The 18,809-nt window shown below is 71.8% G+C and carries 18 protein-coding genes; 13 read left to right on the forward strand and 5 right to left on the reverse strand.

What is annotated here, in order from left to right; translation table 11 throughout:
• Positions 1 to 21 precede the first annotated feature (21 nt).
• Positions 22 to 996, reverse strand: a complete 975-nt coding sequence (locus tag ACFHWT_RS11255; protein ID WP_416594547.1) for a hypothetical protein — start codon at positions 994 to 996, stop codon at positions 22 to 24.
• A gap of 287 nt (positions 997 to 1,283) precedes the next feature.
• On the opposite strand from ACFHWT_RS11255, the gene ACFHWT_RS11260 reads away from it, so the two are divergent.
• Complete coding sequence (locus tag ACFHWT_RS11260; RefSeq protein ID WP_416594548.1) at positions 1,284 to 1,838, forward strand: pyridoxamine 5'-phosphate oxidase family protein; 555 nt, start codon at positions 1,284 to 1,286, stop codon at positions 1,836 to 1,838.
• A 162-nt stretch (positions 1,839 to 2,000) separates the two neighbouring features.
• Complete coding sequence (locus tag ACFHWT_RS11265; protein WP_416594549.1) at positions 2,001 to 5,705, forward strand: SpoIIE family protein phosphatase; 3,705 nt, start codon at positions 2,001 to 2,003, stop codon at positions 5,703 to 5,705.
• On the opposite strand, the gene ACFHWT_RS11270 is transcribed toward ACFHWT_RS11265, so the two are convergent.
• Positions 5,662 to 6,045 (reverse strand): STAS domain-containing protein, encoded by a 384-nt coding sequence (locus tag ACFHWT_RS11270; protein WP_416594550.1) that lies wholly within the window; start codon positions 6,043 to 6,045, stop codon positions 5,662 to 5,664. The two genes, ACFHWT_RS11265 and ACFHWT_RS11270, sit on opposite strands and share 44 nt — an antisense overlap.
• A 128-nt stretch (positions 6,046 to 6,173) precedes the next feature.
• On the opposite strand from ACFHWT_RS11270, the gene map reads away from it, so the two are divergent.
• Positions 6,174 to 7,034, forward strand: coding sequence for a type I methionyl aminopeptidase (gene map / locus ACFHWT_RS11275; protein WP_416594551.1), 861 nt, complete (start codon positions 6,174 to 6,176; stop codon positions 7,032 to 7,034).
• Here map and ACFHWT_RS11280 read toward each other — a convergent pair.
• The 3 genes from ACFHWT_RS11280 to ACFHWT_RS11290 all read right to left on the reverse strand — a co-directional run bounded on the left by ACFHWT_RS11280 (position 7,021) and on the right by ACFHWT_RS11290 (position 8,702).
• Entirely contained in the window at positions 7,021 to 7,548 is a 528-nt protein-coding gene (locus tag ACFHWT_RS11280; protein ID WP_416594552.1) for a PadR family transcriptional regulator, read from the reverse strand. The genes map and ACFHWT_RS11280 overlap by 14 nt on opposite strands.
• A gap of 98 nt (positions 7,549 to 7,646) precedes the next feature.
• Positions 7,647 to 8,060, reverse strand: coding sequence for a ferritin-like domain-containing protein (locus ACFHWT_RS11285; protein WP_416594553.1), 414 nt, complete (start codon positions 8,058 to 8,060; stop codon positions 7,647 to 7,649).
• Between the two features lie 33 nt (positions 8,061 to 8,093).
• Positions 8,094 to 8,702 carry a hypothetical protein gene (locus tag ACFHWT_RS11290; protein WP_416594554.1) on the reverse strand — a complete coding sequence of 203 codons (609 nt, stop codon included), beginning with the start codon at positions 8,700 to 8,702 and terminating at the stop codon, positions 8,094 to 8,096.
• A 290-nt stretch (positions 8,703 to 8,992) separates the two neighbouring features.
• Between ACFHWT_RS11290 and rimP the strand changes: the two genes are divergently transcribed.
• The 10 genes from rimP (at position 8,993) to ACFHWT_RS11340 (ending at position 18,727) form a co-directional block, all read left to right on the forward strand.
• The gene (rimP, locus tag ACFHWT_RS11295; RefSeq protein ID WP_416594555.1) at positions 8,993 to 9,640 is read left to right on the forward strand and encodes a ribosome maturation factor RimP; all 648 of its coding nucleotides are present in this window, start codon (positions 8,993 to 8,995) and stop codon (positions 9,638 to 9,640) included.
• Positions 9,637 to 10,674, forward strand: a complete 1,038-nt coding sequence (gene nusA, locus ACFHWT_RS11300; RefSeq protein ID WP_416594556.1) for a transcription termination factor NusA — start codon at positions 9,637 to 9,639, stop codon at positions 10,672 to 10,674. The genes rimP and nusA overlap by 4 nt, the downstream gene beginning before the upstream one ends.
• Positions 10,675 to 10,716: 42 nt before the next feature.
• Positions 10,717 to 11,016, forward strand: coding sequence for a YlxR family protein (locus tag ACFHWT_RS11305; RefSeq protein WP_278174420.1), 300 nt, complete (start codon positions 10,717 to 10,719; stop codon positions 11,014 to 11,016).
• A 93-nt stretch (positions 11,017 to 11,109) separates the two neighbouring features.
• Positions 11,110 to 14,064: a translation initiation factor IF-2 gene (infB, locus tag ACFHWT_RS11310; protein WP_416594557.1), complete on the forward strand. Its 2,955-nt coding sequence runs from the start codon at positions 11,110 to 11,112 to the stop codon at positions 14,062 to 14,064.
• Positions 14,065 to 14,216: 152 nt separating this feature from the next.
• A complete protein-coding gene (locus ACFHWT_RS11315) occupies positions 14,217 to 14,510 on the forward strand; it encodes a DUF503 domain-containing protein (protein WP_416594558.1) in 294 nt (97 codons plus the stop codon).
• 100 nt (positions 14,511 to 14,610) lie between these two features.
• The gene (rbfA, locus tag ACFHWT_RS11320; protein ID WP_416594559.1) at positions 14,611 to 15,144 is read left to right on the forward strand and encodes a 30S ribosome-binding factor RbfA; all 534 of its coding nucleotides are present in this window, start codon (positions 14,611 to 14,613) and stop codon (positions 15,142 to 15,144) included.
• A complete protein-coding gene (locus ACFHWT_RS11325; RefSeq protein ID WP_416594560.1) occupies positions 15,141 to 16,178 on the forward strand; it encodes a DHH family phosphoesterase in 1,038 nt (345 codons plus the stop codon). The genes rbfA and ACFHWT_RS11325 overlap by 4 nt, the downstream gene beginning before the upstream one ends.
• 123 nt (positions 16,179 to 16,301) lie before the next feature.
• Positions 16,302 to 16,709, forward strand: a complete 408-nt coding sequence (locus tag ACFHWT_RS11330) for a hypothetical protein (RefSeq protein WP_416594561.1) — start codon at positions 16,302 to 16,304, stop codon at positions 16,707 to 16,709.
• Complete coding sequence (locus ACFHWT_RS11335) at positions 16,706 to 16,924, forward strand: DUF6186 family protein (protein ID WP_416594562.1); 219 nt, start codon at positions 16,706 to 16,708, stop codon at positions 16,922 to 16,924. Before ACFHWT_RS11330 ends, ACFHWT_RS11335 begins: the two co-directional genes overlap by 4 nt.
• A gap of 420 nt (positions 16,925 to 17,344) precedes the next feature.
• Positions 17,345 to 18,727 carry an MATE family efflux transporter gene (locus tag ACFHWT_RS11340; RefSeq protein ID WP_416594563.1) on the forward strand — a complete coding sequence of 461 codons (1,383 nt, stop codon included), beginning with the start codon at positions 17,345 to 17,347 and terminating at the stop codon, positions 18,725 to 18,727.
• Positions 18,728 to 18,809: the final 82 nt, after the last annotated feature.

Genomic DNA, 18,809 nt, shown 5'->3' on the forward strand with positions numbered 1-18,809 from the left:
GCGGGCGACGGGGCCGGCTGGTCAACGGGTGCCGGCCACGGGCAGTTCGCCGAACCTGACGCCGCCGTCGTGTACCAGGTCCGCTGGCAGCCGGCTACCCCAGCGCGGATCGAGGACGACGGCGAGGGCCTCCTGGCCGGTCAACGCCGTCGGTAGCGGAGTGCTCCGGGCCGGGCCACTGCGGCATCGGGCCAGATCCAGCTGGACCAGGGTGCCGTCGGCCCGGTGGTACCGCACCGAGCGGCCACCGAGGCAGGCGTCGGAGACATCGTCGAAGATCACCGTGCCGCCGTCGGCCAGTGGGTAGCAGATCTGGCCGGCGGCGCAGCCCGCCGCCAGCGTGTCGGCCGGCAACTGGTCGGCCGACACCGAGAACCGGATCAGCAGGGGTCCGTCTCCCCGGTCCAGCTGGAGCTGTACCGCCACCGCGCCCGCCGACCCGGCCGGGTCGCCCTTGGCGTACCCGCTGATCCGGCCGGCCGGCAGCAGCCGGGTGAGCAGTTCCAGCGCACCTTGTGCGGTGGCCGGTGCGGTGTCACCGGTGGCGACCGGCGGGATGTCGAGGTCCCACACCTCGGCGACCGGACAGTTGGCCACGTCGGTGGGCGCGGCAGGCAGCGCGGTGACCGTGGCGGTGCCGCCGTCGACGTCACATCCGGAGCGGACCGTCGGCTCCCCGGTTGCCGGCGGCACTGGTTCGATGCTCGTCGCCTCGGCCGGTTCCGCGCCGGGGGTGACCGGCCCGGCCGGTGCCGCCGGCTGACCGATACCCGGCGCACCGACGTCGGACCGTTCACCGCCTGGCACCGGGAGCCCGACCCCCACCACCGCCGGAACCAGCAGTACGGCACCCGTCGCCAGGGCGGCGGCTATCCCGACGCCGACGGCCCGTCGGTTGCGGCGGCGCCGCCGCCCCAGGCGTACCGACTCGGTGACCAGATCGCCGATCGGTGGGGCCGGCCGGGCGGCCAGCTCCTGTTCCAGCAGTCGCCTCATCTCACCTGCCACGGTGACCGCCTCTCCGGTGCTGCTGGCCATGTCTGCCGGCGCCGGTTCGGCGCCTGTACCCGGCATGACGTCCCGGCCGGGCGGTCCGGTGACAGACCGCGCCGCAACCAGGGCGGGCCGGCGACCTCCCCCGTGCGGGTCGCCGGCCCGGTCGCCGACCTGGTACCCCACCGTTCCAGATCGGGCGGAACCAACCCCTGGCCACACCCAGGCACGCTATTGCTTCGAGCGCACTTCAAGTCAACGGGTGATTCCGAGGTGCGACGATTGGCGGCATGGGTAGACTGCACGCCGCCATCGACGGTCGGCTGCGTGACTTCATCGAAGCTCAGCCGATGTTCTTTGTGGCCACCGCGCCCTCCGACGGGCAGGGACACGTCAACGTGTCGCCGAAGGGGATGCGGGGGGCGTTCGCGGTGTTCGGTGAGCACCAGGTCGGGTACCTCGACTACCACGGCAGCGGTGCCGAAACCGTGGCACACCTGCGGGACAACGGGCGGATCACGGTGATGTTCTGTGCCTTCGACGGTCCGCCGTTGGTCGTCCGGCTGCACGGCGTCGGCACAGTGGTGCCCGTCGACGACCGGCGCTTCGCCGCGCTGGCCGGCGCCTTCGGCGACGCGCCCGACCGGCACGGGGTGCGAGCGGTGATCGTCGTCGACGTCCATCGGATCAGTGACTCCTGCGGGTACGGCGTCCCGCTGATGGACTACCGCGGGGATCGCGACCTGCTGGTCCGGGCGCACTCCCGGCGGACCGCCGAGGACCTCGCCGAGTACCGGGCGACCCGCAACGCGACCAGCATCGACAATCTGCCCGCCTTCTCCTGACCCGCCCGGTCGACCACACGTTACGTTCGTGCGGCGCCGGGGTAGGAGGCGACCCACGCCGCACCACCGGGCCCGGCCCGGCCGGCGGACGTGGCGCGACTCCGCAGGTGGACCGGGTGGCGGCGGCCGGGTGACGGGTTCGACGAGCGAGGGCGGCCAGCGATGACAGAGGGTGAGTGGCCGGTCGGCACCCCGCCGGTGCCGGCTCCGCGACCGGCCGTCCCCGCCTTGCTCGCCGCCGCCCTCGACCGGGCCGGCGAGACCAACCGGCTGATCCGGGAGCGCGACTGGAGCCGCACCCCACTCGGCGCGCTGGACAGTTGGCCGGCCAGTCTGTGCCAGGCGGTCGGCATGATGCTCTCGTCGCAGGCCCAGATCGTGCTCTACTGGGGGCCGCAGCTGCGCGCCTTCTACAACGACGCCTACCTGCCCACCATCGGCGCGAAGCATCCGGCCGCGCTCGGTGAGCCCGCCGCCGAGCACTGGTCGGAGCTGTGGGACGTGCTGGAGCCGCTGTTCGCCGGGGTGGTCGAGAGCGGGACCGCCTACCGTGGCACCGACCATCCGTTCCTGCTCGAACGGCACGGCTTCCTCGAGCAGACCTACTTCGACGTCTCCTACGACCCGCTGCGGGTCGAGGACGGCAGCGTCGGGGGCGTCTTCTGCATCGTCAGCGAGACCACCGGACGGGTGCTCGGCGAGCGTCGGATTCGCACCCTGGCCGGGCTGGGCAGCCGGTTGTCCGACCTGCAGAGCCAGGCCGACCTGCGCCGTGGTGTGCTGGAGGTGCTCGACACCTGCCGCGGCGACATCCCGTTCGCCCTGCTCTACCTCGGATCGGACGCGGACACCGCACGGCTGGCCGGCTGCACCGGCATCGCGGCGCGGACCGTCACCGCGCCGCCGCAACCGAGCCCGGGAGATGCCCCGTCCGCGCTGCTGGACGCCTTGCACAGCGGTACCGCGCGGACCGCCCGGGCGGCGGACTTCGTCGCCGTACCACCGGACACGGCGGCGCCGGAGGTGCTCGTCCGGCCGATCAGCGCGGCGACCGACCCGGTCGGTGCCCTTGTCCTCGGCCGCAGCCGGCACCTGCCGTTCACCAGTGACTACCGCGACTTCTTCGATTTGCTCACCACCCAGATCTCCAGCGCGGTGACCAACCAGCGGGCCTATCTGCACGAGCGGGCCCGGGCTGCCGAACTCGCCGTGATCGACCAGGCCAAGACCGACTTCTTCGCCAACGTCAGTCACGAGTTCCGAACCCCGCTGACGTTGCTGCTCGGCCCGATCGAGGACCAGCTCGCCGACGCGGACCCGCCGGTGGCACATCGAGAGCGGGCCGAGATGATGCACCGAAACGCCCTGCGCCTGCTCAAGCTGGTCAACACCGTGCTGGACTTCTCCCGGCTGGAATCCGGCCGGGCGCGGGCGGCGCTGCAGCCGGTCGACCTGGCCGACTTGACGAACCGGCTGGCCAGCACGTTCCGGTCGGCTGCCCAGCGGGCCGGACTGGACCTGGTCGTGCAGTGCCCACCGCTGCCGGGGACCGTGCAGGTGGACCCGGACCTGTGGGAGAAGATCGTCCTGAACCTGCTGTCCAACGCGGTGAAGTTCACCTTCGACGGCGCCATCACCGTGCGGTTGCGGGCACTCGGCACGTCGGTCGAGCTCACCGTCGCCGACACCGGGGTCGGTATTCCCGCCGCCGACCTGCCGCACCTGTTCGAGCGGTTTCACCGGGTGCCCGGCACCCGGGCCCGCAGCCACGAAGGCACCGGGATCGGGCTGGCGCTGGTCCGTGAGCTCGTCCAACTGCACGGCGGGAGCGTCACGGTCCGCAGTGAACCCGGTCAGGGCAGTGTCTTCACCGTCGAGATCCCGGTCGGCGTCGGGCCGACCCCACCGGCCGGTCAGGACTCCGACCGGACGGCCGGGCGCGACGAGGTCGGCGACACCAGGCAGCTGTACCTGGCTGAGACGCAGCGGTGGAGCGTCGGGCCGGCGCGGGAGGTGATTGAGCAGCCACGGGTCGACCAGTCCGTCGGGCGGGTCCTGGTGGCCGACGACAACGCCGACCTGCGGGACCATGTGACCCGGCTGCTGGCACCGTACTGGCAGGTGGTCGCTGCGGCCGACGGTGCCGCAGCGCTGGCCCTTGCCACCCGTACCCCCTTCGATTTGATCCTGACCGACGTGATGATGCCGGAACTGGATGGTTTCGGCCTGGTCACGGCGTTGCGTGCGGACCGGCGGACCCGGCATGTGCCGATCGTCGTGCTCTCCGCCCGGGCCGGGCCCGAGGCCGCCGTGCAAGGGCTGTCCGCCGGTGCCGACGACTACCTGGTGAAGCCGTTCGCTGCCCAGGAACTCGTCGCCAGGGTGCGGGCCAACGTCGAACTGGGTCAGCTGCGGGGCCGGATCATCCACCAGCTGCGGGCCCTCGCCGACGCCGCCGTCGAGGTCAACACCGCACAGACCACCAGCGAGGTGCTGCGCGTCGCGGTCGAACACGTGCAGCGGTTGGTGCGGGCGTCAAAGGTGGTCGCCACCGCCCCGGGTGCCCGGTACGAGGCGGACGGCGGCGGTCAGCCTTCAGCCGACCCGGCAACGGTCACCCCGTTCATCGGTGCCGACGGGGAACGGCTCGGCGAGTTGTCGGTCTGGCCGTTCGACGGGGTCGGTGCCGACCCGGACACCGACGAGGCGGCGGTGGCGGAGTTCGCCCGGATGGTCGGGCTGCGCCTGGGCAACGCCCGGCTGTACGAGGCGGAACACCGCATCGCCAGTACCCTGCAGCACAGCCTGCTGCCTCAGACGCTGCCCCGGGTGCCCGGCGCGCTGATCGCCAGCCGCTACCTGCCCGGCAACGCCGAGGCGGAGGTCGGCGGCGACTGGTACGACGTGGTGGAGGTCGGTGGTGGCCGGCTGGTTCTGGTGATCGGGGACGTGGTCGGCAAGGGGGTGAACGCGGCGGCCACCATGGGGCAGCTGCGCAACGCGCTGCGGGCGTACCTGCTGGAGGGTTTCTCGCCCGGTGACGCCCTCACCCGGCTGAACCGGCTGGTCACGACGATGGGCCGGCGTTCCCTCGCCACCGTGGTCTGCCTGTGGTTCGAACCGTCCAGCGGTGTGCTGCGGTACGCCAGCGCCGGCCATCCGCCACCGGTGGTGGCCGACGGCGCAACGGCCGAGCTGCTGCACGACCGGGCTCTCGGCCCACCGATCGGGGCGATCCGGGACAGCCGCTACGACACGGCGACCGACCGGCTCGACGTCGGTAGCCGACTGATCTGCTACACGGACGGGCTGATCGAGGACCGCACCGTGGGCATCGACGCCGGGCTGGACCAGGTCCGGGCCGACGCCCGAGCCGGCGGCGACCACGTCGAGGAGCTCGCCGACCGGCTGCTGCGCCGGGTGGCCCGCCGGCCACGTCGCGACGACGTCGCGGTGCTGGTGCTGGAGGCGACCGAGCTGGACCGCCTGAGGATGCGGCTGCCGGCGCAGGCGCGGGCACTGGCGCTGCTGCGTCGACGGCTGGCGGACTTCTTTGCCGCGCACCAGGTCGGCGACACCGACCAGTTCGATCTGACGGTGGCGATCTCCGAGGCGGCGGCCAACGCGATCGAGCACCCGGTCACCCCCGCCCGGCCGGACATCTGGCTGGAGGTCGGTATCGACGGGGACGACCTGGTGGCCAGCGTGCGGGACAGCGGCGGTTGGCGGGAGGCCGCCGACACCGGGTTCCGCGGTCGGGGACTGGCGTTGATCGCCGCTCTGGCCGAACTGCGGATCGACCGGGACGGGCAGGGCAGCGAGGTCACCTTGCGCCGTCGGCTGGCTCCCCGACCGGACCCGGCCTGACCGCCCGGACCGGGCTGCCGGTCGGGATCGTCTCGGCGGCCAGCCACGGCTGCCCGCCGAGGCCGGAGATGTCCAGGACCCGGCGGACCTGCCGGGACGGCAGCACCGTCAGCGCCTGCGGATAGTGGTCGGTGAGCTGGAGCAGCGCGTGGATGGCGGCCGAATCGAAGAACGAGACCGTACGCAGATCGAGGGTCACCCTGCCGGCGTCCTCGTGGATCGCGGCCCGGTACATGTGCTCGGCGGTGGCCATGTCCACCTCGCCGGTGACAGTGACGCTCAGGTGGTCACCGTCCAGCTCACTGGTGGCGGAGAAGAGCTGCTCCTGACCCTGATCCACGAACGTAAAGATGGCACAACTGTGCGGATCCAGCAAGATTCGGCGGTAAACGGTCGGCTGCCCAGCGTATCCGTGGTGGCCAGGTCGCCGGCCGGCCGAGCCGGCACCGACGGCGCTAGGCTGGACGCATGACCTCCGTCCGCGCTCCGCTGACCCCTGGAAAGATCTCGCCGTGGCGGCCGGTGCCGGCGCACATCACCCGGCCGGAGTACGTCGGTCGCAAGCAGCCCACGCCCTGGCGCGGCTCGCACGTCCAGTCTCTGGAGACGATCGAGCGGATGCGGGTGGCGGGTCGGCTCGCCGCCCGGGCCGTGCAGCTCGCCGGTGAGCACTGCAAACCGGGGGTGACCACCGACGAGATCGACGCGGTGGTGCACGACTTCCTCTGTGACAACGGCGCCTACCCGTCGACCCTGGGCTACAAGGGGTTCCCCAAGTCCTGCTGCACCAGCCTCAACGAGGTCGTCTGCCACGGCATCCCCGACTCCACGGTGCTGGCCGACGGCGACATCGTCAACGTGGACGTGACCGCCTACATCGGTGGAGTGCACGGCGACACTGACGCGACCTTCTGCGTCGGCGAGGTCTCGCAGGAGGCCCAACTGCTGGTCGAGCGGACCCACGAGGCGATGATGCGGGGCATCCGGGCGGTGGCTCCGGGGCGGCAGATCAACGTGATCGGCCGGGTGATCGAGTCCTACGCCCGTCGGTTCGGCTACGGAGTGGTACGCGACTTCACCGGCCACGGCATCGGTGAGGCGTTCCACAGCGGGCTGTACGTTCCGCACTACGACAGTCCACGGCCCACGGATGTGATGGAACCGGGGATGACGTTCACCGTCGAGCCGATGATCACGCTCGGCACGCACGAGTACGACATGTGGCGGGATGGCTGGACGGTGGTCACCAAGGACCGCCGGTGGACCGCCCAGTTCGAGCACACGATCGTGGTGACCGAGGACGGCTTCGAGATCCTCACCCTGCCCTGACCGGACCGGGGCCCAGCAGACTGGTCTCACAGTGGTCGAGCCAGCGGATCTCCGCCTCCGCCCGGAACAGCATCCCGTCGAGCACCAGCCGGCCGACGCGGTCGGCGTCGGCCGACCTCGCTCTGGCGCGGGTCAGCTCCCGTACCGCGTCCAGGGTCGCCGCCCGTTGCGCCGCGACCACCTCGCGTACGTCCGCCCGGGGCGTGCTCAGCGCGAGGGCGATCTTCACCGTCAGTTCGTCGCGGCCCTGGCCGACGCGGCCAACCGGACTGCTGAACCAGGTGGCCAGCGCGTCCCGGCCGGCGTCAGTGATGAGGAACGGCCGCTGCCCGGCGGCGTTGCCCGCCAGCGCGCGCACCAGCCCGTCGCGTTCCAGTCTGCTGAGCGTGGTGTACACCTGTCCGATGTTGAGCGGCCACGCTCCACCGGTGGCCTCCTCGAAGGCTGCCCGGAGCTGGTACCCGTGCATCGGGCCCCGGTCGAGCAGCGCGAGCAGTCCGTGGCGGATCGACATGCCAGCTGAGTATGCGTACCGGGTAGGTGGGCGGCAACCGGGATCATGAATTGCGGTTCCGGTCGCGCTTTGGCCGGGCCGCCCCGGCCGGGTTGTGCTCAGCCGGGACGGCCCGGCCAGGTCGGTACGGCCGGTGTGACGCCGGCCGCCTGTCGCCAGCGGGTCGCGCGGACCGCGTACTCGAGCAGGACGGTGAGCGCCGCCTCGCGGTCCGGGCCGGAAGTGACCGGCAGCACCGCCCGCCAGACGGCGGCGGCCCGCTCCTCCACCTCGGCGGCCAACCGTAGGGCGCTGGTCGCGTCGGTGACCGGGAACGGCAGCTGATAGGCCGGGTCGACCGGCGGCGCGGCGGCACCGACCCGCAGGATCAGCTGGTCGCGCCGGTTCCGGTGGGCGGCCTCGGCGTCCCTGGCCCGGGCGGCGGCGTCGCCGTCGAGATGGACCCCGAGCACGCCGTAGGCGAAGATCGCCGCGTACTCGGCGGTGAGTGCCTGCTCCCATCCGTCAGTCACGGTCGGCGCTCCTTCTGATCCGGTGGTCCACGTTTATCGGAGCACCTCGAGGTGGCAGGTGCGGGCCGCGGCGATCGAGCCCAGTAGCGCTGCCCGGTCGGCGGCGGCGGTGTGGCACGCGGCTGCGGCCTCGGCGGCGGCGGCCTCCTCCGCGGACCGCAACGCGGTGAGTACGGCGGCCCGGTCGACCGGCGGGGCCGAGGTGCCGGCCCCCGGTGTGGCCGTGCCCGGCGGTACGCCGCCGCCCGGGTCGGTGGGCTGGCCGCCCGGGTCGGTGGTCGTCGTCGGGGCCGGTAGGGCGATCCCGGTGAGCCGGCTGAGCTCCTCGGCGTGCGCCCGGTGGGTGGCGACGACCGGGGTCAGCAGCGGGCCGAGCTCGGCTGTCGTGGTCATCGCGGCGTCGTACCGCCCCACCAGGTCCAGCGTGGCGGCGAGTAGTCCGGCGAGTGGATCCGGCTCCGGTTCGGGCTCCGGCTCACCGCTGAGCAGGCCGCATCCGGCCAGCCCGGCCGGGACGGCGACGGCGGCCGCGGCACCGACGGCACCGCGGATCACTCCGCGTCGGCTGCAGCCGCCGGCCGGATTGGTGGCCGGGTGTACGGTCCTGCCGATCGCCCGCCGGCCTGGTTGGTTCGCGAACACCGGACCAGTCAACACCATCGGCGCCGCAATCAGTCCGCGCCTCCCAGGGATCGGCCGGCGAGAGCCTATCCGGAAAGTCCTGCGGTCGCGACTTACTGTGGTCGTCGCTGTCCCGGGTGGCTACCCGTATCGGCTTGCGGTCGGGTGTCCGGTTTCCTCGGTGCGCCGGGGGGTCGATCGCCTCGGCCGCGCGTTACGCTCTGCCCAGTCGTGTCGGAGTAACATCCGGCGGCACCGCTGGTGTCGCGTCGAGCGGCCAACGAAGAAGATAACGGTGGAAGGGTGCGGAGATGACACAGCGTGACCGTGCCGGTGGCAGGTCACCCGGCTCCCGCGCCCGTCGGGCCGCCACCACCCGACCCCGTCCGGACGGCACCCGACGGCCCCAGGTCGCAGCCGCGGCCCGGCGTGACCGGTTGCGCGCGATCATCGAGCCGGTGGTCCGGGCTGCCGGCTTCGACCTGGAGGACGTCTCGGTCTCCCGGGTGGGTCGTCGACACCTGGTCCGGGTGATCGTCGACGCCGACGGTGGCGTCGGGCTCGACTCGGTGGCCGAGGTGTCCCGTGCGGTCTCGGTGGCCCTGGACGAGGCCGAGTCGGTGGCCGGCGCGGAACTGATCGCCGGCGAGTACCAGCTCGAGGTCAGCTCGCCCGGCGTGGACCGGCCGCTGCGGTTGCCCCGCCACTGGCGCCGCAACGCCGGCCGGCTGGTCCGGGTGACGGTGGCCCAGCGCCAGGTGACCGGCCGGATCGTCACCGCCGACGACGAAGCGGTGCAGTTGGACGTCGACGGTGGCGTCCAGCGGTGGCCCTACGACGACCTCGGCCCCGGGCGGGTCCAGGTGGAGTTCAACCGCCTCGACGAGGTCGTCGACGACGACCCGGCGGATGTCGACGACCCGTCCGACGACGACGAAGTGGAGGACGAGGAGAGGTGAACATCGACCTCGCGGCGCTGCGCGCACTGGAGCGCGAGCGGGAGATCCCGTTCGACACGATTCTCGCGGCGATCGAGGCCGCGCTGCTGACCGCGTACCGGCACACCGAGGGTGCGCAGACCCATGCCCGGGTCGAGATCGACCGGCGCAGCGGGATGGCGCTGGTCTACGCCCAGGATCTCGACGCCGAGGGCGCGGTGCTGCGCGAGTGGGACGACACACCGCACGATTTCGGGCGGATCGCCGCGATGACCGCCAAACAGGTGATTCTGCAGCGGTTGCGGGAAGCAACCGACGAGGTTCACTTCGGGGAGTACGCCGGGCGCGACGGTGACCTCGTCACCGGAGTGATCCAGGCCCATGAGGCCCGTACCGAGAAGGGGATCGTCACCGTCGACCTGGGCAAGTTGGAAGCGGTGCTGCCGGCCGCCGAGCAGGTGCCGGGCGAGACCTACCCGCACGGCCACCGGATCCGGTGCGTGGTGGTGCACGTGGCCAAAGGGTTCCGGGGGCCGCAGATCACCCTGTCCCGGTCCCACCCCAATCTGGTCAAGCGGCTGTTCGCGCTGGAGGTCCCGGAGATCGCCGACGGCACCGTGGAGATCGCGGCGATCGCCCGGGAAGCCGGCCACCGGACCAAGATCGCGGTACGGTCGACCGCTTCCGGGGTCAACGCCAAGGGTGCCTGCATCGGCCCGATGGGCCAGCGGGTGCGGGCGGTGATGAGCGAACTGCACGGCGAGAAGATCGACATCATCGACTGGTCCGACGATCCAGCCGCCTTCGTGGGCAACGCGCTGTCGCCGGCGAAGGCGTTGCGGGTCGAGGTGGTCGACGCGGCCACCCGTACCGCCCGGGTGACGGTGCCGGACTTCCAGCTCTCGCTGGCCATCGGCAGGGAAGGGCAGAATGCCCGGCTTGCTGCCCGACTGACCGGCTGGCGGATCGACATCCGGCCGGACACCGAGGCCGGTTCCGCCGGTCGGGATCCGGCCCCGGAACCGGGCGGCGCGGTCTCTGGCGCGTCGGGGTAGACTTTTCTCGTGGTACGACGTGCGTTGCCGGTGCGCACCTGTGTGGGCTGCCGACGACGTGCACCGGTTCACGAGCTGCTACGGGTTGTCGTAGTTGGAGGCGAGGACGTGTCGCGCCTGCGACCTGATCCGATTCGTGGTCTGCCGGGGCGGGGTGCGCACCTGCATCCCGATCCGGCATGTCTGGAGCTGGCGCAGCGGCGTCGCGCCTTCGGGCGGGCGCTGCGAGTGTCCGGTGTCGTCGACACCGGCGAGCTGGCCGAGTACATCAGCACGTCAACCGCTACGTCCGGTCATCCGGCCGGACGAGGGTCGCACAGCAAGGTAGGACGACCGACATGAGCACACGATGAAGTCCCAGCAATGAGCAGGCTTCTAGTGCACGAGTGAGGTCGCTGCGGGTGCTGCCCGCACGACCTCGGAGTGAGGAGTGCAGTGGCAGGCAAGGCCCGCGTACACGAGCTCGCCAAAGAGCTCGGGGTCGAAAGCAAGACCGTTCTCGCCAAGCTCAAGGAGATGGGCGAGTTCGTGAAATCCGCGTCGAGCACGGTGGAAGCCCCCGTCGCCCGGCGCCTCCGTGGTGCGTTCGCGGCGGCGTCCCAGTCGTCGTCACCGTCGGCACCGGCCCGACCGGCCGCGTCGCCGACGAACAGCACCGAGCCGAGAGTCTCCGCCAAGCCGGCGCCACCGCGCCGGCCGGCGGTGCCGTCGTCGATGCGCCCCAAGGGTCCGGTGCCCGGTCCGCCGCCGTCGGCGGCCCCGGTGGCCAAGCCAGCGAGCGCGCACGACATCGAGGTGGCCGCCGCCGAAGCGCGGGCGGCAGCGCTCAAGGCCGAGCAGGAGGCCAACGTCAAGGCCGCCCAGCAGGCGGCGAAGCAGCGGGACACCGGCCGGCGGGAGCCCCCGGCGGACGGTGGTCCCCGACCCAAGCCCGGACCGGGGTCGGTGCCGCCGCGTCCGGGTAGCCCGGCAGCCGGTCGCTCGGCCGGTGGTCGGCCGGCGACGCCCGGTGCGCCGTCGCCTGGGGCACCCGGTCGGCCGGGTGCCCGCCCGCCGGCGCGGGGCGGCAACAATCCGTTCGGCATCAGCCAGGGTGGCGGGCAACGACCCGCCGCCGGTGGCGGGCAGCGGCCCAACCCGGCGTCGATGCCACCGCGGCCGAGTCCGGCCTCGATGCCACCGCGGCCGAGTCCGGCCTCGATGCCGTCGCAACGCCCGGGTCGCCCCGGTGGTCCCGGCGGCGCAGGTCGCCCCGGTGGTCCCGGTGGCGGCGGCCGCGGTGGCGGTGGCGGCGGTTACCGTGGCGGCCCTGGTGGCGGTGGCGGTGGCGGCGGTTACCGTGGCGGTCCCGGTGGCGGCGGCGGTTACCGTGGCGGTCCCGGTGGCGGCGGCGGCTTCCGTGGTGGTGCCCCTGCCGGCGGCGGGGGTCGGCCCGGTGGTGGCGGCCGTGGCCGTGGTGGCGGCACCGCAGGTGCCTTCGGGCGGCCGGGTGGGCGCCCGACCAGGGGCCGCAAGTCCAAGAAGCAGCGCAGACAGGAATTCGACAACCTCTCCGCGCCGACGATGAGTTCCGGCGCGCCGCGCGGCCAGGGCCAGGCGGTACGGCTGTCGCGTGGGGCGTCGCTGTCGGACTTCGCTGACAAGATCAACGCCAATCCGGGGTCGCTGGTCCAGGAGATGTTCAACCTGGGCGAGATGGTCACCGCCACCCAGTCCTGCTCGGACGAGACGTTGCAGTTGCTGGGTGAGCACCTCGGGTTCAACGTACAGATCGTCAGCCCGGAGGATGAGGACCGCGAACTGCTCGCGCAGTTCAACATCGACCTCGACGCCGAGGTGGACTCCGACCGGCTGGTCACTCGCCCGCCGGTGGTGACCGTGATGGGTCACGTCGACCACGGTAAGACCAAGCTGCTCGACGCGATCCGGCAGACCAACCTGGTCGAGGGCGAGGCCGGCGGCATCACCCAGCACATCGGTGCCTACCAGGTGCACGTGCCGCACGACGGGGTGGACCGCGCGTTGACCTTCATCGACACCCCGGGTCACGAGGCGTTCACCGCCATGCGTGCCCGTGGTGCGCAGGTCACCGACATCGTGGTGCTGGTGGTCGCGGCCGACGATGGAGTCATGCCGCAGACCATCGAGGCGCTGAACCACGCCAAGGCGGCCGACGTGCCGATCGTGGTCGCGGTCAACAAGATCGACAAGCCGGAGGCCAACCCGGACAAGGTTCGCCAGCAGTTGACCGAGTACGGTCTGGTCGCCGAGGAGTACGGCGGCGAGACCATGTTCGTCAACGTGGCGGCCAAGCCCGGCACCGGCATCGATCAGCTGCTGGAGGCGGTGCTGCTGACCGCCGACGCGGCGCTCGAGCTCACCGCTCCGGTCGACGGCCCGGCGCAGGGCATCGCGATCGAGGCGCACCTGGACAAGGGCCGGGGCGCGGTGGCGACCGTACTGGTGCAGAAGGGCACCCTGCGTACCGGCGACTCGATCGTGGCGGGCGGCGCGCATGGCCGGGTCCGGGCCATGCTCGACGAGAACGGCAAGCAGGTCGCCGAGGCGGGCCCGGCCCGACCGGTGCTGGTGCTCGGCCTCACCGCGGTCCCCAGCGCCGGCGACACCTTCCTCGCCGCGCAGGACGACCGGACGGTGCGGCAGATCGCCGAGCAGCGGCAGGCCCGACGGCGGGCGGCGAGCTTCGCCAACTCGCGCGGCCGGGCCACCCTGGAGACGCTCATGGAGCAGATCAAGGAGGGCGAGAAGACCTCGCTCAACCTGATCCTCAAGGGCGATGTCTCCGGCTCGGTCGAGGCGTTGGAGGACGCGCTGTTCAAGCTCGACATCCCGGACGAGGTCCAGCTGCGGATCCTGGACCGGGGTGTGGGTGCGATCACCGAGAGCAACGTGATGCTCGCGAGCGCCTCCGCCGAGGCGGCAACGATCATCGGCTTCAACGTCCGGGCCTCCAACAAGGTCCGGGAGATCGCCGACCGCGAAGGCGTGGAGATCCGGTACTACACCGTCATCTACCAGGCCATCGAGGAGATCGACGCGGCGCTCAAGGGCCTGCTCAAGCCAGAGTTCGAGGAGGTCGAGCTGGGCAGCGCGGAGATCCGCGACGTGTTCCGCTCGTCCAAGATCGGCAACATCGCCGGCTGCATGGTCCGGTCGGGCATCATCCGACGCAACGCCAAGGCCCGGTTGCTGCGCGACGGCGCGGTGGTGGCGGACAACGTCACCATCAGCTCGCTCAAGCGCTTCAAGGACGACGCGACCGAGGTCCGGGAGGGCTTCGAATGCGGTCTGACCCTGGGGAACTACAACAACATCCAGGTGGGCGACATCATCGAGACCTTCGAGATGCGGGAGAAGGTACGTACCTGATCCGTGCGGCGTAGGGCTCGCAGCACGCCGACAGGCGGTCCGCGACCGGTGCAGCTCACCGGTTGCGGACCGCCTGTCGGCGTCGGGTGCCGCCTGCCGGTCGGCGTCGGGTGCCGGCCGAGTCCGCCGGTCACCGCGTATCCTTCGGGACGATGTTCACCGGAACCGCCACTTTCGACATGCTGCTGCCGGGCGACTCCCAGTCGCTGAAGGCGAAACGCTCTTACGTACGCCCGATCGTCGCCGCGCTGCGCCGCTTCGAGGTCTCCGCTGCCGAGGTCGGCGCGCTCGACCGGTATGGCCGGGCGGAGATCGCGGTGGCCGTGGTCGCGGCCGACGCGGCGCACGTACGCGAGGTACTGGACAACTGCGAACGGACGGTGGCCGGTCGGCCCGAGATCGAGCTGCTCTCCGTCCGGCGCCGGCTCTACGGTGCCGACGACTGATCAACGACACCGACCGGTCCGGCACGGATGCGCACCGACCGGTCCGGCGTACGACGCACAGGTAGGGTCGACACGTTGACCGGACACCGCGGAGGTAGAGATGACGGACCCGGCGCGGGTGCGCAGGCACGCGGAGCGCGTGCGCGAGCTGGTGGCTTCGGTGGTGCGTACCCAGATCAAGGACCCCAGACTCGGCATGATCACCATCACCGACGCGCGGATCACCGCTGATCTGCGCGATGCGACGGTCTTCTACACGGTCCTCGGTGACGCCGCCGCCCAGGCCGGCACCAAGGCGGCGTTGGACAGCGCGAACGGGCTGCTGCGCAGCACGGTCGGCAAGGCGCTCGGGCTGCGCCACTCACCGACGCTCACCTTCGTCCGCGACGACGTGCAGGAGCACGCCAAGCACATCGACGATCTACTCGCCGCGGCCCGCAGCGCCGACGCCGAGGTGCAGCGGCTGGCGGCGAACGCCGAGTACGCCGGTGACGCCCAGCCGTATCGGGCCGAGTCGGATGACGACGAGGACGCCGCGGACGACGAGGACGCAGCGGAGGGGGCCCCGACGGGCGCGGCGACCGCCGACGCAGCCGGGTCCGGCCAGCCCCATCCGGACGGGCGACCCCGATGATCAGCGTTCCGTCCCCGGTCGGTCCGCCGGTCGCCGACCAGACGACCGGGCCGACCGGGGACGAGTGGGCGGCCGCGGTCGCCGCGGTCCGTGCGGTCCCGCCCGGCGGGAGGGTCCTGCTGCTGTGCCACGTCAACCCCGACGGTGACGCGCTCGGCAGCATGCTCGGCTTCGGGCTGGGCCTGACCCGGCTCGGCGGCTGCGCGGTGCAGGCCACTTTTCCCGGCAACCAGGAGTTGCCGCCGTCCCTGGGCGGAATGCCCGGCTCCCACCTGCTGGTCCAGCCGGACGAGGCGTGGGCCGATCCGGATCTGGCGCTCTGCTTCGACGTGGCGAGCACGTCCCGGCTGGACACCCTCGCCGATCGGATGACGGCCCGGACGGCGATCGTGGTCGACCACCACGCCTCAAACACCCGGTTCGGCGGTATTCATCTGGTGGACCCGACCGCGGCGGCCACCTCGGTGATGGTCGACCAGTTGCTCGGCCGGCTCGGCGTGCCGCTGGACCGGGAGATCGCCGAGTGCCTCTACATCGCGCTGATCACCGACACCGGTTCGTTCCGGTTCGACATGACCACCCCGGCGGTGCACCAGTTCGCCGCCCGGTTGCTGGCCACCGGCATCAGCCCGGCCGAGGTCTCCCGGCGGGTCTTCGACAGCCGACCGTTCGGGGCGGTCCAGCTCTTCGGTGCGGTGCTGCAACGTAGTGTCCTGGAGCCAGCGGCAGCCGGCGGCCAGGGTCTTGTCTGGACCCATGCCACCCTGGCCGATCTGGAACGTTACGAGCAGCCGCCGTACGTGCTGGAGGCGTTGATCGATTCGGTCCGGTGCACCGTCGAGGCGGATGTGAGCTGCGTGCTCAAGCAGGTGAGCGAGACCGGATGGGCGGTCTCGATGCGCAGTAAGGGCGGCGTCGACGTGAGCGCGGTGGCGGTGGCGCTCGGCGGCGGTGGGCATCGGCTCGCCGCCGGCTTCACCGGCGTCGGCAGTGCCGACGAGGTCATCGCCGCCATCCGCGCCCAGCTTGGCTGAGTGCCCCCGACCGCTGACCCTGGCGCGCGGGCAGGTGTCCACGGGTGCCGGATCTCGCCAACCGAGCCTCGGCCGCCCGCATAGACACTTCACTCGTCGTCACCGACCAGGGACAATCGAGTAATGGAGCAGCCGTCTGAGCTCGCCGCGGCGGTGCCGCGGGCCTGGGACCGCCCGGTCGTCTCGATCCCGGTCATTGCCGTACTGTCGCTAGTGGGCGGGCAGTTGCCGTCGTTCTCGACAGCGGCGAACCTATACACCATCGGCACCGGCGGGGCGCTGATCTGGTTCGGTCTGTCGCACCGGGTGCCACGGCGGCCGACCCCACGTCGACTCGGTGACGGTGCGGTGTGGTGGATCGTGCCGGTCGCGATGTTCACCGTCGTCGAGGGTGCCACGTTCGCGATGGGCTCGACTGACGACTTCCCGACCTTCTCCAAGCTGGCCGATCCGGTGCTGGACGGGCAGGTCCCCCGGTCGGCGGCGTACTTCGGCTGGCTGGCCGCGTTCTGGGTGCTGGTGCGGCGATGAGCGCCACTCGGGCGGCGGTGATCGGCGGTTTCGTCGTCGCGCTGGCGCTGTTCGGGGTGCTGGAGTTGCTCGCCCGGCGGCCGGGTTCGCGGATTCCGACGTTCGGTGACGTCTGTGCGTACGTGATGCAGTACGAGGTGGGCAGGGTGCCGGTCGGTCGGATCGGGGTCTTCGGATTCTGGTGGTGGGTCGGGTGGCACTTCTTTGCGCGGTGATCGATGTGACCGAATATGCATCTCTCGCATTGTGGGAACAGTGCGCAGGATGTGGACCTGAACGATAACTTGGGTGTGGTGCGGGCCACACCTGCCCGCCGCCTGTCCGCCTGGTCGCGACCCCGGTGATCCCGGAGGTGTCGTCGTCGGCAATCCGGTGTCAATCTGTGGGAAGGTCGTGGCGTCATGCCCAGCAAGCCCAAGCCCGAAACCGCCGACGAAGCGCGCGAGCAGGCCCGGCGGGCATTGCAGATGTCGATGGACACCCGGCAGTAACGTCTGCTGGTCGCGTCCGGCCGCTCGGTCGCACGAACCGCGCGGGCTGGGCCGGTGTCGTCGCCTCGGGGCGCGGTGATCCGCCTTAGGTAAGTGACCTAGGCAATAGCGCTCCTTACCAATCGGCTGTCACGCTGTACCTCGATGGCCACCTCCGGCACCGCGCCACCGTCTCCACCGCCAGGCCCGGCGCCCGAACCAGGCCCGGCCTACGAACCACGGTCGGCGTCCACCCGACGAATCGTGCGCCTGGCACTGCCCGCTTTCGTCGTACTGGCGGCCGAGCCGATCTACGTCCTCGTCGACACCGCGGTCGTCGGCCGCCTCGGTCCGGTGGCCCTCGCCGCCGTCGCGGTGGGAGGCACCGTGATGTCGGTGGCCGCCTGGCTCGGCACCGTCGCGGCGTACGGCACCACCGGCCGCGCCGCCCGCCGTTACGGCGCGGGTGACCGGACCGCTGCCCTGGCCGAGGGGGTCCAGGCGTCCTGGCTCGGGGTGTTCGCCGGACTGCTGCTCGCCGTCGCGCTGCAGATCCTGGCCGGTCCGATCACCGCTGGGCTCGCCGGGCAGCAGGGCCCGGTCGCCGAGGCCGCCGAGCAGTGGCTGCGGATCGCCGCCTGGGGCGCGCCGGGTCTGCTGCTGGCCGCCGCCGGCAACGGCTGGATGCGCGGCGTGCAGGAGGCCCGCCGACCGGTGCGGTACGTGCTGGCGGCCAATGTCGTCTCCGCTGTGCTCTGCCCGGTGCTGGTCTACCCGCTGGGTCTGGGGCTGACCGGATCGGCGGTGGCCAACGTCGTCGCGCAGACCCTGGGCGGTCTGCTCTTCGTCCGGGCGCTGGTGACGGCCGGGGCACCGCTGCGCCCCCGGCCGCACCTCCTGCTGACCCACCTCACTGTCGGACGTGATCTCCTGATCCGAGGCGCCGCGTTCCAGGTGAGCTTCCTGTCCGCCACCGCGGTCGCGGCCCGGTACGGCACCGTCCAGGTCGGTGCCCACCAGATCGCCATCCAGTTGTGGTTCTTCACCGCGCTGGCGATGGACGCGCTGGCGATCGCCGGACAGTCGCTGGTCGGCGCGGCGCTGGGCGCCGGTGACGCGGCGGGTGCCCGGCTGCTCGCCCGCCGGCTGGTGCTGTTCGGCGTACTCGCCGGCGTCGGGTTCGCGGCGCTGTTCGCCGTCGGTGCCCCGGTGATCCCCGGCTGGTTCAGCCCCGACCCCGGGGTGCACGACCAGGCAATGGTCATTTGGCCGTGGTTCGTCGCGTTGCAGCCGGTAGCCGGGGTGGTCTTCGCTCTCGACGGGGTCTTCATCGGGGCGGGTGATCTGCGTTACCTGCGTGACCTCACGATCGGTGGCGCGCTCGGCGGATTCCTGCCGGTCATCTGGGCCGGCTACCTGCTCGATCTCGGCCTGGCCGGCATCTGGGCCGGGCTGGCGGTGTTCATGCTGGTCCGACTGGTCGGTCTGGTCCACCGGCTGAGGTCGCCACGCTGGACGGTGCTCGGTGTGCCGGCGGGCCGGACCTGAACGCCACGGCCGTCTGCGGGCCGGACCTGATCGTCACGGCGCATCGGGATCTGGCAGGCTTGGCAGTCGTGAGTACGCACGG

It is taken from the genome of Micromonospora sp. LOL_021 (genome assembly GCF_048060215.1).
GTDB lineage: Bacteria > Actinomycetota > Actinomycetes > Mycobacteriales > Micromonosporaceae > Micromonospora_E.

What these genes read in the sequence shown, in the direction of transcription:
- ACFHWT_RS11255 (WP_416594547.1), bottom strand. Translation starts at nt 996, where the DNA reads ATGAGGCGACTGCTGGAACAGGAGCTGGCCGCCCGGCCGGCCCCACCG.
- ACFHWT_RS11260 (WP_416594548.1), top strand. Translation starts at nt 1,284, where the DNA reads ATGGGTAGACTGCACGCCGCCATCGACGGTCGGCTGCGTGACTTCATC.
- ACFHWT_RS11265 (WP_416594549.1), top strand. Translation starts at nt 2,001, where the DNA reads ATGACAGAGGGTGAGTGGCCGGTCGGCACCCCGCCGGTGCCGGCTCCG.
- map (WP_416594551.1), top strand. Translation starts at nt 6,174, where the DNA reads ATGACCTCCGTCCGCGCTCCGCTGACCCCTGGAAAGATCTCGCCGTGG.
- ACFHWT_RS11280 (WP_416594552.1), bottom strand. Translation starts at nt 7,548, where the DNA reads ATGTCGATCCGCCACGGACTGCTCGCGCTGCTCGACCGGGGCCCGATG.
- rimP (WP_416594555.1), top strand. Translation starts at nt 8,993, where the DNA reads ATGACACAGCGTGACCGTGCCGGTGGCAGGTCACCCGGCTCCCGCGCC.
- ACFHWT_RS11315 (WP_416594558.1), top strand. Translation starts at nt 14,217, where the DNA reads ATGTTCACCGGAACCGCCACTTTCGACATGCTGCTGCCGGGCGACTCC.
- rbfA (WP_416594559.1), top strand. Translation starts at nt 14,611, where the DNA reads ATGACGGACCCGGCGCGGGTGCGCAGGCACGCGGAGCGCGTGCGCGAG.
- ACFHWT_RS11325 (WP_416594560.1), top strand. Translation starts at nt 15,141, where the DNA reads ATGATCAGCGTTCCGTCCCCGGTCGGTCCGCCGGTCGCCGACCAGACG.
- ACFHWT_RS11330 (WP_416594561.1), top strand. Translation starts at nt 16,302, where the DNA reads ATGGAGCAGCCGTCTGAGCTCGCCGCGGCGGTGCCGCGGGCCTGGGAC.
- ACFHWT_RS11335 (WP_416594562.1), top strand. Translation starts at nt 16,706, where the DNA reads ATGAGCGCCACTCGGGCGGCGGTGATCGGCGGTTTCGTCGTCGCGCTG.
- ACFHWT_RS11340 (WP_416594563.1), top strand. Translation starts at nt 17,345, where the DNA reads ATGGCCACCTCCGGCACCGCGCCACCGTCTCCACCGCCAGGCCCGGCG.